Source organism: Paenibacillus sp. 7516, from assembly GCF_002272715.1.
Taxonomy (GTDB): domain Bacteria; phylum Bacillota; class Bacilli; order Paenibacillales; family Paenibacillaceae; genus Paenibacillus; species Paenibacillus illinoisensis_A.
The window spans coordinates 245,101-259,171 of the sequence record NZ_NPBI01000012.1; the positions used below are offsets into that span (position 1 = coordinate 245,101).

The window sequence follows — 14,071 nt, forward strand, 5'->3', positions numbered from 1 at the left end:
CGTTGTAGCTTTGCGGAATATAAAAGTAGTATCCGGCGGCAGTCATGGGAAAGAAACAGCCCAAGGCTGCCGTTGTTCATTTTTCATTTTTTTGCATAGGGAGTTCATGTGAAGCCTGATGTCAGAGACCCTAAACCTTAGAGCGAATTGACTTCTTGCAAGGAGAAATATAGAATTATATTTGCCGCAAATTTGTGTTTGCAAGAATGAAATTGCCCCAATATCCATTGGGTTTGAATAGAAGGCTGGAGGAAAGGTGGGGCTTCATATTGGCTAAATTGAAGGATATTGCAGAACGCGTAGGGGTATCCATCTCGACCGTTTCACGTGTAATGAAAAATGATGTCAACCGCTCCGTGAGTGAGGAGACCCGCAAGAAAATATGGGATACGGCAGAGGAACTGGGGTATCGTTCACAGCGTCCTGTGAAGAAAAAGAAAATGGAACCCAAGACGTCGTATGCGATCGGCTGCGTTGTGGCCATTCCGCAGAACAAATACAACAGTCCTTATTTTTCGGTCATTATGGAAGGCATCGAGAAGCAGTTGGCTGAATCCGGCATGCGCCTGGAGTTTGTGTATAGTATTGAGAACGATGGGGATACCGTGCAGCTGCAGTCCCTGGTGAAGGAACACCGGATTGATGGCATGATTGTGGTGGAGCGAATTGACCCGGAAGCGTATCGCTGGCTCAAGGCCAATGTGCGCTCCGTTGTTGGGGTGGATATCACGGACCCCGACATTCCTGTGGTGGGTTATGACCGGGAAGCGGCTGCGAGAGAGGCGACGAATCATCTGATCGCCCAGGGTCATCACCTGATTGCCTATGTTGGAGGTGCAGAATACAAAAATGATTTTCGTGCGGAAAAACGTTTCCTTGGTTACCAGCGGGCGATGAATGAGGCGGGGCTTCCGATTGACGACGACTGGGTTATTGATGTGAAGTGGGATGTATCGCTGAGTTATGAACTGACCCGGAAGGCATTTGCCAACAATGAGAGCAGACCTACTGCCATTTTTGCAGCAAGTGACATGATGGCCATTGCTGCGATGCGGGCAGCAACCGAGCAAGGTCTACGAGTACCGGAGGACATCGCCTTTTTTGGTGTAGATAATATTGAAATATCGGAATTCACTTCTCCACCGCTGTCGACCATCCATGTACCTAAACTGGAGATGGGGATGTTCGCGGTCAAGCAGCTGCTGGATTATCTGGATCATCAGCATGAAGTGGCTGTCAAAGTCATCATTCCGTACCGCTGTATATTTCGTCAGTCTTCCAATAGCAAGCGGGAAAGTGATTTGGTCTAATCTTAGGCCCATTTTTGTTGGTAATCCCGTTACATAGCGAGAAGATCATTTGATTCAAAAGTGTTAACCCAAGAGTTCCCTCATCCAAGACTGGATGAAGGAACTCTTTTTTACAGCATTCGGGATAATTTCCGGTACTCCCGAGGGGATATCCCTTCATGTTTGCGGAAAGTACGGCTGAAATAATGAATGTCCGGGTAACCGCTTCGTATGCCAACGACCTCGATGGAACAGTCCGTTTCCCGCAACAATTTGCGTGCTTCACTCAGACGGATGGATTGAATGTATTCGTTTGGGGGCATGCCGACCATCTGTTTGAACAATTTGGCCATGTGATCCACGCTCAGATTCAATTGTTTAGCTATGCCCGAATTGGTCCAAGGCTCTGAAGGAGCGGTTTCGATCCGTTTCATGAGCTCGCGAAGCTTGTCTCCGTGAACTGAAACATGGCGAGACGAGCTCAGGTACGGAGAACGCAGCAGATGGGTAAGCAGTTGCAGCATCAAGGCTTTGCAGATCAGTTCATATCCTGGCGGACGTGTCGTAAATTCATGAACCAGCTGCTCCATTAGCTGAACTGCAGCGGAGGATGGTGTATAGACTGAATTTTTGGATAAGGGTGTCATCCCTTCTGCGCAGGCTTCGGCGGCAAATTTATGGGGCTGAACATGCTCTTCGTTTACAACCATATCCGCCTCGGTCTGTATGGTCAATTCATTAAAAAAGTCAAAGTGAATGCCGATGAAACGTGTCTTCGGAGAGGATACGGCTTCATTCTGATGATAGACCCCGGATGGCAGCATAATGAGCTGTCCCGCCTTCAATGTATAGCGCGTATCGTACATGTAGGTTGCTGCTTCGCCCTCACAGACGTATAACAATTCAAAATCATACAATCGCCGCCTTGGCAGCTTACCCGGAGGGAGAGTCTGGAACTGCGCGTAGTGAACAGTGGGAGACCATTCCCTGTAACTGGCGATTCTTTTTATTGGATAATCCGTTTGCGGGAGGGACACGGGCTCAGCTCCTCTCTTGTGTGATTCAATGACATGATCATTTAAAAAAACAAAACGGAATTGTACAAATAATCTCTTGATCTTCTAAATAAAACTCGGAATAATTCATCTATAATACAAGTATTATTACATGTTAAATCCATAGTTACAACATCACGGATTAAGTCAAAAAGGAGCTGAAGTGGAATGAACACTCTTTCCGCGGAGCGAAGCCCCAGGTATCGCTGTAATGCATTCACGTTAATGGCAGCGGGGGAGTTTCCTGCTCCTGATGATTGGGAGAAGTGTGTGCCGCTGAATTTGGTTGATACATTGACGGGCCTGCCTCCTCTGCAAGCGACAGAAGTGCGCTTGGGCTGGAGTGAGGACTATCTCCATATCCGTTATGTATGCCAGGACCCCTATGTCGTATCCGACTTCACGGAACGAGATCAGCCTTTGTATGAACAGGACGTTGTTGAGGTTTTTATCGACGAAGAAGGCGATGGCCGGAAGTATATGGAGCTTGAGGTCAGTCCGCACAATGTTGTATTCGATGCCTTTATTCATAATGACGACGGAGCTGGTTTGAATCTGAAGGCAGACGTCACTTGGCAGATGAATGGGCTCCGAACGAAGGTAGAATCGGATGATCAAGGCAACCGGGTTTACTTTATCCACATTCCGTCTTGTAATTTCAAGTCACCTCTGACTTCGGGATTGTGCTGGAAAGTGAACATGTATCGCATAGACGAGAATGAGCAGGGAGAACGGGAGTACCAGGCTTGGCAGCCAACCGGTGCCATTAACTTTCATATACCTGCCAAGTTTGGTCTGTTTCAGCTGGTATAGATCGCCATGCCAAACGATAACACCCGAATGCATATGATGAGGAGGGGTTTGAGATGAAAAAAGGGATTAACATCTGGTCGTTTCCAGGGGACTGGGCCATTGCAGATTGTATTAAGACAGCCAAGGAGGCTGGCTTCGATGGAATTGAGCTTTCGCTGAATGGGGAAGGTGAGCTAAGCCTGTCTGCCACAGATCAGGAAGTCCGCGATATTCAGGGACAGCTTGAAGAGGCTGGGCTGGAAATTGCAGGCCTGGCAACCGGATTATACTGGGATTATCCGATGACGAGTGCCAATCCGGAGATCCGTACTAAAGCACTGGAGGTGTGCAAAAGACAGTTGGAACTTGCTTCGGCATTTGGCGTGGATACGATCCTGGTTATTCCCGGTGCCGTAGGGGTTGATTTTATCCCTGACAGCGAAGTGACCGATTACGAAGTGGCCTATGAGCGGGCCCAGGAAGCTATTGCTCATCTGCTGCCGTATGCCGAAAGGGCCGGAGTGTCGATTGGCATTGAAAACGTATGGAACAAATTTCTGGTGTCGCCGCTTGAACTTCGTACGTTCATCGATTCATTCCAGTCCGAGTATGTAGGTTCCTATTTTGACGTAGGCAATGTGGTGCACAATGGTTATCCGGAACAGTGGGTTCGTATTCTCGGAGACCGAATCAAAAAGGTACACTTTAAGGACTATCGCCGGCAAGCGGGCGGACTGTATGGTTTTGTGGACCTGCTGGCTGGGGATGTGAATTATCCTGCAGTTATGGAAGCGTTGCAGGCCATCGGTTACGACAATTACGTCACGGCGGAGATGATTCCCCCATACACCCATCATTCGCAACAGATTGTCTATAACACATCGAGGGCGATGGATGCCATTTTGGAGAGATCCATTCAATAAAATCATATAACAACGATATATAGAACTCTACTATTTTGATATTAGGAGGCAAACACATGTTAAAAGTGGGTTTGGTTGGTTTCGGATTTATGGGACGTATGCATTTTGATAACTATGTACGTCTCGCTTCGGAGGGGGAGCCTGTAGAACTCGTCGCCATCTGTGATTTGAAAATAGAGGAACTGAAGCATGGGAAAGCAGCCGGAAATATGGCGACAGAGCAGGAGATCTATGACCTTACACCTTATCGGCTGTATGATGATATCGCTGTGATGATGGAGCAGGAGGAACTGGATATCATTGATATTACATTGCCTACGCCGCTGCACGCGGAGCTAACATGTGCCATGTTGGAAAAGGGCATCCATGTGCTGTGTGAGAAGCCGGTTGCACGCAATGCAGCGGATGGGTGGAAGATGGCACATGCCGCTAAACAGACTGGGAAAACACTGATGATCGGTCAGTGCTTGCGCTTCTGGCCTGCGTATGACTATCTGAAATCCGTGGTGGAAGACGGTCGTTATGGAGCGGTAAAGGCAGGGTATTTCTTCCGTGGTTCAGGTTTGCCTCAACCATGGTTTCTGGATGGAGACAAAAGCGGTGGCTGCATCTTGGATATGCATATTCATGATGTGGACATCATCCACTGGCTGTTCGGCAAGCCGGATCAGGTTTCCACACTTGCTCGTAATGTGATTCCGGGAAGCGGGTATGATACGGTATCGACCCATTATGTATACCCTGACGGCAAGGTGCTGAATGCACAGGCGGATTGGACGCTGGAGGGGGATTATGGTTTCTCAATGACATACCGTGTGAATTTTGAGAAGGGAAACCTCGTTTTTGAAAACGGTGTGCTCAAAGTGAATCCGAATGACGCTCCAGGCTTTGTTGCTGATCTTTCCCCGGACTCGGGATATTATCACCAGATCCGTTATTTTATCCGGTCGGTAGCAGAAGGGAAGCCTGTAACGGTATGCACACCGGAGAGTGCGGTTGGCAGTCTTGAAATCATTGAGGCGGAGATGCGTTCTGCGGATGAACGGGGTGCACTCGTATCGCTCGGGGAGAAGGCTGGCAGCCTGACAGCGGAGGCATAGTCCATCGTGGAAATTGGAATTAATCCATGACGGTCTGTAATCAAGTGGATATACTGGAATGAGATTGTTTTTCCGGGAGGTCCCTTGTCTTGAAAAATCGTACGGTGGCGTATTGGCTTTTATTGATCAATGCAATCAATTTGTTTACTCTGGTAGCCTATCCTTATATGTTAATCATCAGTTTCTATATGTTTGCCAGCAGCAATACAGATGATTACATACTGGAGTACATTGCCGCAGGGGTACTGGCTACGTATCCGGTTCCCGTCCTTGCATCATTCACTTGCTGGGCGTTCTATAAGAATTACAAGTTCAAGACTGCGCTGGTCATGGCAAATTTGATACTGATTTGGGTGGCCATTCTTTTGCTTGCCTCACTTGCCTCTACCCTGGTCTAGACTAATGAGAAAAAGAGCAGGACCCTCCTATACGAAGGTTCTGCTCTTTTGGCTATCTGCCTACAACTCTCCAATTATTCGCCTGCTCCACCTTCAAAGGCTGATGCCTGCGAATATAATCCTCCACCAGTGCTGCCATATCGGTAGCACCTTCATGCAGCACCTTTTTGCCAGGATACATGGCGTAATCTCCACCACCTGCCGCACGATAACTGTTCATGACGACAGAGTACATATCCTCCATTTCAAGCGGTTTACCTTCACGTTCCAGTCTGACCACTCGGCTCCCCACAGGCTTCGATATATCCAGCTCGTATTCGAGACCAGCCCACATATCATAGTTGTAATGCTGCGGTTTCGGGGTCATATAGGCCGGATTGACCACCACTTCACCGGAAGCGTTCAATTCAAAATAGCGTGCTGTTTGCTCCAACGCATCCCGAATGTCCTGACCGCTTAACTCCAATACAGTCAATGTGTTGGGGTATATAAAATTGGATAACACATCCCTCACCGTAATGAGGCGTCCGAAGCCGCGGGCTTCTTCACTGAGCAGTGCTGTATTGGAAAGTTCAGCTCCGGTTGCTTCCATCTGTACCTGATGTACAAAAGCAATGAAGGGGTGAGACGAGAGCCGCAGGGCGGTGACATCGTTGATCGACAAGTTCCCGGCTACTTCGCCAATCGGCTGATCGAGCCATGCCTGAGCTGCGGCTTCCAAATCTTCTGTAAGGTCCATGACCACAGCATCCGGCTGTACATGGCTGTTCTCATCCAGAAGCAGCAAACGTGCTTCTTTTCCTGTAATCTTCCACGTTCCGTCTGAATGCTGCGCTAACTGAACGGATACATGTCCTGCACCATTTCCGCTGAAGCCTGGTTGTATGACAGTCACGCCATGAATGTCGGCGGTAAGCTGGCGATGCTGATGCCCCGTGAGGAGTACATCAATGCCTTCAATGTCACGGCAGATGGCATAGGCCTGGTTTTCTCCGGTTAACCGTTCGGCAGGCTCGCCGCTCTCCAGATCACACTCAAATCCGCCATGATAACTGACTACCATCACATCCGGCCGTTCATGCTCACGAATGTAATCGACCCATTTTCGAATGGTATCCAATGCGTCAAGGAATTGTAAACCTTCGATATTTTTCGGATGCTCCCAATTGGGGATATAGTGAGTGGTTGCACCAAGCAGGGCAACTTTAACACCAGAAGCTAATGTCTTGATGAGGTAAGGAGGGCCATACGCGGGTACATCCGGCTGTTCGCTGCTTACAATATTGGCGGATAACCATGGGAATGTGGAGGCTTCAACGGCTCCGCGCAGTAATTCCTGACCATAGTTAAACTCATGATTGCCCATCACAGCAGCATCATAGCCCAGTTCATTCAGAACCGTGATGAAGGGATGAACATGGATACCCGCATTTAAGGAAGCAGCATAGGACGCCAAAGGAGAGCCTTGCAGCAAATCGCCGTTATCCACCAGCATGAGTTCGGGTGATCGTTCACGCTCCTTGCGAATCAGCGAAGCGAGTAGGGCCAGTCCTGCTGGACGGTACGCATTGGTATTGTAATGGATGGGACGGATGGCCCCGTGAAGATCACTGGTGAACAAGATGTCGAAATTAGACGTAGGGGTTACGGATGTCATTTTACAATCTCCTCTAATATATAAATATGAATATATGGAATCACAGGCTGTTTTGCCAATGATTAACGAGTGAAGATCAGCCTCTGTACCTATATCTTCAACCATAATGAGCCTATTCTAACAGATGAAACTTCGTCTGACAGCCTGACAGGAAACTTTACAAAACTCCAAATTTCGTTTCACATCGCGCAAATATTTGCCAATTATAGTAGACAAGTATTGAAAATTAGAAACTCTTTGGAGGGTGTTCGCTTGAAGAAGTCCGCTTTATTTTTACCATTGTTGATTTTGGTTCTGTTTCTAAGTGCTTGTGGGTCAGGCAGTACAACGGGTTCGGCTAACGAGACGAATTCGAGCTCCAATGCTTCCGGTGCATCTACCGAAACGGCAGAAACAGACAAAGAAGCCGAAGGCTATGTACCAACTGAGTTGACTGTACAATTCGTTCCATCCCAGAATGCAGACACGCTTGAAGCCAAAGCAAAACCGCTTGAGAAATTGCTGGGCGACAAACTGGGTATTCCGGTAAAAGTCAGCGTATCCACTGACTACAACACAATCATCGAAGCGATGGCTTCCAATAAAGTAGACGTGGGCTTCCTGCCACCAACGGCTTATGTACTGGCAAAAGAAAAAGGTGCAGCGCAGGTTATTCTGCAGGCACAACGTTTTGGCGTAAATGATGAGACAGGTGCTCCTACGGAAGAACTGGCTGATTCCTATAAATCCATGTTTATCGTGAAAAAAGATTCGCCGATCCAATCCATTGAAGAACTGAAAGGCAAAAAGATCGCCTATCAAAACGTAACTTCTTCCGCAGGTTATGTATGGCCGGCAGGTCTGTTGCTGGACAGAGGCATTGATCCATTGAAAGACGTAACTCCTGTAACGGTAAAAGGTCATGACCAAGGTGTTATTGCTGTACTGAACGGTGACGTTGATGCAGCTGCCATTTTCCAAGATGCACGTAACACGGTTTCCAAAGACTACCCAACGGTATTCGAAGATACACGTGTACTGGCGTTCACAGAGCCGATTCCTAACGACACGATCGCTGTACGTACAGACATGAATGCGGACTGGACAACCAAAATCAAACAGGCGTTCATCGACATCGGTACAGATCCGGAAGGCCATGAAATCATCAAAGAAATCTATACGCATGAAGGTTATGTAGAGTCCGATGACAGTAAGTTTGAAATCGTTCGTCAATACGGCGAAAAAGTAAAAACGGAGTAGTCTTTGTTACAAGTAGACATTTGAAATATGTAGATGGTGTCATTCGTTTCCAATGAATGGAACAGATGTATTCGCAGTGCGGACAGGCCAGTTCAGCGTGATATACGCTGCGCTGGCTTGTCCCGTTACTGCCAGGCAACGAAATAGAACTCTATTAATGAAAGAAGGATTAATGTCATGATTGAGCTTCGCAACGTAACCAAAACGTACGCCAATGGCACCAAAGGCCTGAATAATATCAATCTTACCTTTAAGCAAGGTGAATTCATTGCGGTAGTAGGCTTGTCCGGTGCGGGTAAATCCACGCTGCTGCGTTCTATTAATCGTCTCCATGATATCAGTGAAGGCGAAATCGTGATCAACGGCAGTTCCATCACGAAGGCGCAGGGCAAGAGACTGCGAATGATTCGCCGGGATATCGGGATGATCTTCCAGAGCTTTAACCTGGTTAAACGCTCGAGTGTCCTTCGTAACGTTCTGGCGGGCCGCGTCGGTTACCATTCCACGATGCGTACCATTTTGGGCCGTTTTCCAAAAGAAGATACGGAACTTGCATTCGAAGCGCTCGAACGCGTAAACATTGCTGAGAAGGCTTATTCCCGTGCAGATCAGCTGTCCGGCGGACAGCAGCAGCGGGTGGCAATCGCCCGCGTACTTGCACAGGAAGCGAAAATCATTTTGGCAGATGAACCGGTTGCCTCCCTAGACCCGCTCACCACGAAGCAAGTGATGGATGACTTGAAACGCATTAATCAGGATCTCGGCATTACGACCATCGTTAACCTTCACTTTATTGATCTGGCAAGGGAGTATGCGACACGTATTGTCGGTTTGCGTGCAGGTGAAGTGGTGTTTGACGGTCCAGTGGAAGAGGCGACAGATGAGCGTTTTGCGGAGATCTATGGCAGACCGATTCTCGCAGATGAATTGTTGGACAAACAGGCTGTAACCGAGCAGGGAGAAGTACTGGTATGAAGGGGCAGTCTGGCGCTTCACTTCATACACCACTGACGGGAGCGGGGAAGGATCCCGGTTCTGGACCTGGACAGGTCGTCAATCGTCCCAAACCACCCGGCCGCACTAAACATCTGCTCACGCTAGTTATCATCTTACTGCTGCTGTGGGCCAGTGCCAAACAGACGGATGCGAGCTTCAGCGAGCTGATCGAAGGATTCCCTAACATGTGGGATCTGCTGAAGGACATGTTTCCACCGAGATGGACCTATTTCGATAACATTGTTCAGGGCATGCTGGAGACCATTCGTATGGCTTTGATTGGCACCACCATCGGCGCAATTATTGCCATTCCGGTTTCGATTATCTGTGCAGGTAACCTGATGCCAAGCCGCTGGATTTACTATCCGGCCCGGTTTGTACTGAACCTGATTCGTACCGTGCCCGATCTGCTACTCGCTGCACTGTTTGTTGCTGTATTCGGTCTGGGCCCAATCCCGGGTATTCTGGCACTTGCCGTATTCTCCGTCGGACTGATTGCCAAGCTGACCTATGAAACGCTGGAAACGATTGATCAGGGACCGCTGGAAGCGATGACGGCTGTTGGCATGAACCGGATACAACTGATCGTCTATGGGGTAGTGCCTCAACTGGCCGCCCAGTTTACGTCCTATGTCCTGTATGCCTTTGAGATCAATGTGCGTGCAGCAGCCATCCTTGGATTGGTAGGTGCAGGCGGTATTGGACTGTACTATGAAGCAACACTTGGATTCCTGGAGTATGACAAAACGAGCGTGATCATTCTCTTTACCCTTGTTATTGTTCTGATCATTGATTATGTAAGTACTAAGCTGCGGGAGAAATTGTTATGATGAAAAATGAAACGAGCGTCATCCGGCGCAAACCTCGGAAGAACCCGCTTCGCTGGGTCATTGTGTTGCTGCTCATCCTGGTATATGCCTGGGCACTGGCAGGTGTACCGTTTACGGGCTTCAAGGAAACAGCCGGACAGATTATGAAGGCGATTATTGCCGGGATTTTCTCGCCGGACTGGAACTTTGTCTATTTGCCGGAAGGTGAAGATTTGCTGCGAGGATTGCTGGACACCCTGGCGATCTCGATCCTGGGAACCGTTATTTCGGCTGTGCTGTGTATTCCGTTTGCTTTCTGGTCTGCCAGAAACATGAGCCGTTTCCGCGGCATATCGGGTGCAGGGAAAATGGTGCTGAGCTTCATCCGTACCTTCCCCGAGATCATTATGGCTTTGCTGTTTATCAAGGCTGTAGGGCCGGGTTCCTTTGCGGGTGTACTTGCACTTGGACTGCATTCCATCGGGATGCTGGGTAAACTGTTTGCGGATGAAGTGGAAAATATCGATTATGGTCCTTCAGAAGCGTTGCTCGCTTCGGGAGCGACTCGTATGCAGCAGCTCTGGTTTGCCGTGCTGCCGCAAGTATTGCCTGGATTCCTCAACTACACGTTGTATCGCTTCGAGATTAACGTACGTTCTGCAACCATTCTGGGTGTTATTGGGGCAGGGGGAATTGGTACACCGCTGATCTTTGCACTCAGCACGCGGAACTGGCCGCGAGTAGGGATTATCCTGCTGGGGATCATCGTAATGATCACGATCATTGACCTGATCTCGGGGTATATTCGGAAGAAGCTGGTGTAAGTTATAGCGTTCTTGGATTAACGATAGGCTATCACGTAAAAAACCGAAACCATGTTGCCCGGCATTGAGGCAGCGGTTGGTTTCGGTTTTTTTGTAATCTCTTAGCTAGCCAAAGGCAGTGCTTTGGTAACTTGAACCGTAATCGTTTCGGTGCTTGTCACACCAGCTGAATTCACCAGCTCAGCACGGTACGTGTACGTTCCGTTGGCATGACCGGACAGGTCTGTTGCCGCGCTTTGAGCAGATGGGGTTGCAGCTTTCAAGGTTTGAGTATCAATCAATACATCATTCTCATAGAGGCGATACTCGGTTGCATTTGTACCCCACCAGAGGTTCATCGTTACTTTGTAGTTGCCATCTCCATCCCAGTTGTCCTGGGAGAGGACTGCTTTGCCTGGAGCAGCATTGGCAACTTGAACTGTCAGCACTTCACTGCGAGTGGAACCGCTGGAGTTCGTCAACTCGGCCACATACGTATAGGTACCGTTGGCTTTGCCTGTAATCGTCGTTTTAGCGGATTGTGCTTGCGGAGAAGCACTGGTCAACGTTTGCGAATCGATCAACACACCGTCTTCGTACAATTTGTAGCTTGTTGCGTTTTCACCCCACCAGAGGTTCATGCTAACGGTATAGGATCCTTCAAGGAGACCATTGGTATGGCCATTATTGGAGGAAAGCACGGGTTTACCCGGTGCACCCGCCGAAGGAATCGAAGGCTCTTCACCGCCGCCTTCTTCCTCGGCAGCAGCAAAATCATTCAGGTTTCTTGGTTTCAATTGATATACATCCTTGAAGATGGCAGCCACACCGGTAACATTGATTTTGTCGCCTGCTGCGTAAGGGAAGCTCGATTCAGTTACCCCTGTGCGTGTATCAACACGTACATGAGTGCTTGTCCCGTCTGCTGCAACTGCGTCGAATTCAAACGATCCAACAGGTGTTGCACTGACCATGTTTTCAACGGTTACGTCTTTCAGTTGGATCAATTGTCCCTGATTGTTATCCGTTACTGTCGTTGCTTCAACAGGAGCCGGGATATCAGCTGTTCCTGTTTTCTCGATGGCAACAATATCAGTCAGTTCGAACTCGGAGTTGTACAGCGCCGTAGCTGCTGTAACTTTAACCTTGTCTCCGGCATGGAAACCGCTTGCGCTCTGGAAGACGTACAGTCCCCCGGTTTCATCCTGCAAGTAGAAGGATTGTCCGCCAAAAGCGCCTGGTTCGGTAGTTACAACGCCCTCAACGGTTACCGTTGTTCCGGCTGTTTTGGCACGTGCTTCAGCAATGGTGATGGTTGCAGGAATCGGTCCTTCCTCTTCCGGAAGCTGCTCGGCTGGAACATTGCTGATCGTGACAGCATTCGTGATCAGGTTGCTGCCGTTTAGGCGAAGACGCAAGTTCGCGGCACCGGAAGTTCCTGGCTTGATGCGAACGTTCAGATCCTTGATCGCCCGGCCTTTGCTGTCGGAAGTTACGCTGAATGTGGAGCTGTAGCCATATGAAGTCGGCCAAGTGCCGCTCTCATTCTGAATCATCGCTACTTGAGTTCCACCAGTCAGATAAATTCCTGCACTGTACCCGGATACAGTTGTATTGGCAGGCATGTTTTCCACGACAACGCGAATCTGGAAGTCCTCTGCGTTAGGCAGTGTATCCTGTTTCACGAAGCTGTAGGAAGCATTGGCGCTGGAAGCAGGTCCGCCATAGGAACCTGGTTTGAAGGTGGAGCTATCATACCATTTGTAGCCTGCAGCTGGTGCAGCCCAAGGTTCAGCCTGTGGCTCGGTAGAAGCTGCTGGTTCTTCGAATGCGAGCAATGCAGTTGGACTATCCAGTTCCAAACCGTTTACCTGGGTAAAATCAGTGTAGTTTTCTTGCGTAGCAAGCCAGTTTACTGTGTTAACGAGCAACGCAGCATCGTCAGCTTCTTTGAAACCATCATAGGTTGTTTTGCGTGCACCTGTCTCTTCACGCAAATATTTAGGTGATGCATCTTCTACTGGGGAGGAGTCTCCGATGAAGGCTGCTTTACCTGCACCCAGTTTGGATACGGCTACGTATGGACCTTCTTCGATCCCGCCGCCGTTGTATACACCTTGATCCACCGCATTATTCCATTTTGCATTGGTTTTTGGCAGGTAGACGATTCCTTTTGCTTTTTCCGGATCGGTAATGGCAAGAGTTGAACCGGCATGCATGGCTACAGCCGATACTCCTTCCGTGATCCCGAAGGCTTGATCTGCTGGTACAATGATGTTGGCATCGATATCGCCAAGTGCGTTATAGCGGAATCGTACGCCAAAGTTTTCGGACAACCAGTCCGTACTGGTTACATTTTGCATGGCTGCGGAGTTACGTTCCTCTGTGCTCATGCCTTTGGCTGGATCTTCAAATGCACCGCGGCGATAGCCGTTGAATGCTTCCGAACCGTCCCAGCGGTTTTTGTTTCTGTCAGCATTGTAGTGATCCCCGATGAAGAAGATGCTGCCGCCATTTTCCACATATTCTTTCATCGCTGCCTGCTCTGACGTTTTGAACGGAACGTTAGGCTCAGCGATAACAAATACGTTATACTCCTTGAGATCGTCGTAGGTAAAAGGGGTGGTCTTGCGCAGTTCTTTTACATAATACCCGTCATTTGCAAGTGCATTACCGAAGTCCGAGAAGCCGCCATCGATAACCCAGTCTGCCGCACCAGCCGTCTGTGCATGCGTATTGTCGAACAATATCTTTTTGCCGGCATTTTCATTCACCACTTTCGCCTGGATGAACGGTGCAGGATCCGCTGGTCCCTCTGCGTGAACAGCAGCGTTCCCATTCCATAAGCCGACCTGAAGCGGTAAAGCCATGGATAATGCAAGGAGTGATTTTAACCATACTCCGCGCATGCTTGTCAATTTACCCAACCAAATCCCTCCCAAATATTAGTCGATTCGTAAGTTCGTCCATATTTTATCACACCAAAATCTCACATAGTCATAACAATTTG

At 48.8% G+C, this 14,071-nt stretch carries 12 protein-coding genes; 9 read left to right on the plus strand and 3 right to left on the minus strand.

Translation table 11 applies throughout. The annotated features are described in order from the left end of the window. The first annotated feature begins 269 nt into the window (after nucleotides 1–269). On the plus strand, nucleotides 270–1,310 hold the full coding sequence (locus CHI14_RS12320) for a LacI family DNA-binding transcriptional regulator (RefSeq protein ID WP_249281081.1): 1,041 nt from the start codon (nucleotides 270–272) through the stop codon (nucleotides 1,308–1,310). A 110-nt stretch (nucleotides 1,311–1,420) separates the two neighbouring features. Here the strand turns inward: CHI14_RS12320 and CHI14_RS12325 are convergent, their stop codons facing one another. Continuing rightward, on the minus strand, nucleotides 1,421–2,326 hold the full coding sequence (locus CHI14_RS12325) for a helix-turn-helix domain-containing protein (RefSeq protein ID WP_095288735.1): 906 nt from the start codon (nucleotides 2,324–2,326) through the stop codon (nucleotides 1,421–1,423). 186 nt (nucleotides 2,327–2,512) lie between these two features. On the opposite strand from CHI14_RS12325, the gene CHI14_RS12330 reads away from it, so the two are divergent. The 4 genes from CHI14_RS12330 to CHI14_RS12345 all read left to right on the plus strand — a co-directional run bounded on the left by CHI14_RS12330 (nucleotide 2,513) and on the right by CHI14_RS12345 (nucleotide 5,557). Continuing rightward, on the plus strand, nucleotides 2,513–3,157 hold the full coding sequence (locus tag CHI14_RS12330; protein WP_249281082.1) for a carbohydrate-binding family 9-like protein: 645 nt from the start codon (nucleotides 2,513–2,515) through the stop codon (nucleotides 3,155–3,157). 53 nt (nucleotides 3,158–3,210) lie between these two features. After that, on the plus strand, nucleotides 3,211–4,059 hold the full coding sequence (locus CHI14_RS12335; RefSeq protein WP_095288736.1) for a sugar phosphate isomerase/epimerase family protein: 849 nt from the start codon (nucleotides 3,211–3,213) through the stop codon (nucleotides 4,057–4,059). A 56-nt stretch (nucleotides 4,060–4,115) separates the two neighbouring features. Continuing rightward, nucleotides 4,116–5,159, plus strand: a complete 1,044-nt coding sequence (locus tag CHI14_RS12340) for a Gfo/Idh/MocA family protein (RefSeq protein ID WP_095288737.1) — start codon at nucleotides 4,116–4,118, stop codon at nucleotides 5,157–5,159. Nucleotides 5,160–5,248: 89 nt separating this feature from the next. Continuing rightward, the gene (locus CHI14_RS12345; RefSeq protein WP_095288738.1) at nucleotides 5,249–5,557 is read left to right on the plus strand and encodes a hypothetical protein; all 309 of its coding nucleotides are present in this window, start codon (nucleotides 5,249–5,251) and stop codon (nucleotides 5,555–5,557) included. 52 nt (nucleotides 5,558–5,609) lie between these two features. On the opposite strand, the gene CHI14_RS12350 is transcribed toward CHI14_RS12345, so the two are convergent. Further along, entirely contained in the window at nucleotides 5,610–7,214 is a 1,605-nt protein-coding gene (locus tag CHI14_RS12350) for a bifunctional metallophosphatase/5'-nucleotidase (RefSeq protein WP_095288739.1), read from the minus strand. Nucleotides 7,215–7,466: 252 nt separating this feature from the next. Between CHI14_RS12350 and CHI14_RS12355 the strand changes: the two genes are divergently transcribed. The 4 genes from CHI14_RS12355 (at nucleotide 7,467) to phnE (CHI14_RS12370) (ending at nucleotide 11,082) form a co-directional block, all read left to right on the plus strand. After that, nucleotides 7,467–8,453 (plus strand): phosphate/phosphite/phosphonate ABC transporter substrate-binding protein, encoded by a 987-nt coding sequence (locus CHI14_RS12355; RefSeq protein WP_095288740.1) that lies wholly within the window; start codon nucleotides 7,467–7,469, stop codon nucleotides 8,451–8,453. Between the two features lie 177 nt (nucleotides 8,454–8,630). After that, nucleotides 8,631–9,428 carry a phosphonate ABC transporter ATP-binding protein gene (gene phnC, locus CHI14_RS12360; RefSeq protein ID WP_095288741.1) on the plus strand — a complete coding sequence of 266 codons (798 nt, stop codon included), beginning with the start codon at nucleotides 8,631–8,633 and terminating at the stop codon, nucleotides 9,426–9,428. Continuing rightward, entirely contained in the window at nucleotides 9,425–10,279 is an 855-nt protein-coding gene (gene phnE, locus CHI14_RS12365) for a phosphonate ABC transporter, permease protein PhnE (RefSeq protein WP_249281083.1), read from the plus strand. The genes phnC and phnE (CHI14_RS12365) overlap by 4 nt, the downstream gene beginning before the upstream one ends. Continuing rightward, nucleotides 10,276–11,082, plus strand: a complete 807-nt coding sequence (phnE, locus tag CHI14_RS12370; protein WP_095288742.1) for a phosphonate ABC transporter, permease protein PhnE — start codon at nucleotides 10,276–10,278, stop codon at nucleotides 11,080–11,082. The genes phnE (CHI14_RS12365) and phnE (CHI14_RS12370) overlap by 4 nt, the downstream gene beginning before the upstream one ends. Nucleotides 11,083–11,183: 101 nt before the next feature. Here phnE (CHI14_RS12370) and CHI14_RS12375 read toward each other — a convergent pair whose 3' ends face one another. After that, nucleotides 11,184–13,970 carry a chitinase N-terminal domain-containing protein gene (locus tag CHI14_RS12375; RefSeq protein ID WP_095289096.1) on the minus strand — a complete coding sequence of 929 codons (2,787 nt, stop codon included), beginning with the start codon at nucleotides 13,968–13,970 and terminating at the stop codon, nucleotides 11,184–11,186. Nucleotides 13,971–14,071 lie beyond the last annotated feature (101 nt).

Excerpts from the sequence above, each read along its gene's own strand:
- CHI14_RS12330 (WP_249281082.1), top strand. The coding sequence starts at position 2,513 with ATGAACACTCTTTCCGCGGAGCGAAGCCCCAGGTATCGCTGTAATGCA.
- CHI14_RS12335 (WP_095288736.1), top strand. The coding sequence starts at position 3,211 with ATGAAAAAAGGGATTAACATCTGGTCGTTTCCAGGGGACTGGGCCATT.
- CHI14_RS12340 (WP_095288737.1), top strand. The coding sequence starts at position 4,116 with ATGTTAAAAGTGGGTTTGGTTGGTTTCGGATTTATGGGACGTATGCAT.
- CHI14_RS12350 (WP_095288739.1), bottom strand. The coding sequence starts at position 7,214 with ATGACATCCGTAACCCCTACGTCTAATTTCGACATCTTGTTCACCAGT.
- phnC (WP_095288741.1), top strand. The coding sequence starts at position 8,631 with ATGATTGAGCTTCGCAACGTAACCAAAACGTACGCCAATGGCACCAAA.
- phnE (WP_249281083.1), top strand. The coding sequence starts at position 9,425 with ATGAAGGGGCAGTCTGGCGCTTCACTTCATACACCACTGACGGGAGCG.
- phnE (WP_095288742.1), top strand. The coding sequence starts at position 10,276 with ATGATGAAAAATGAAACGAGCGTCATCCGGCGCAAACCTCGGAAGAAC.
- CHI14_RS12375 (WP_095289096.1), bottom strand. The coding sequence starts at position 13,970 with ATGCGCGGAGTATGGTTAAAATCACTCCTTGCATTATCCATGGCTTTA.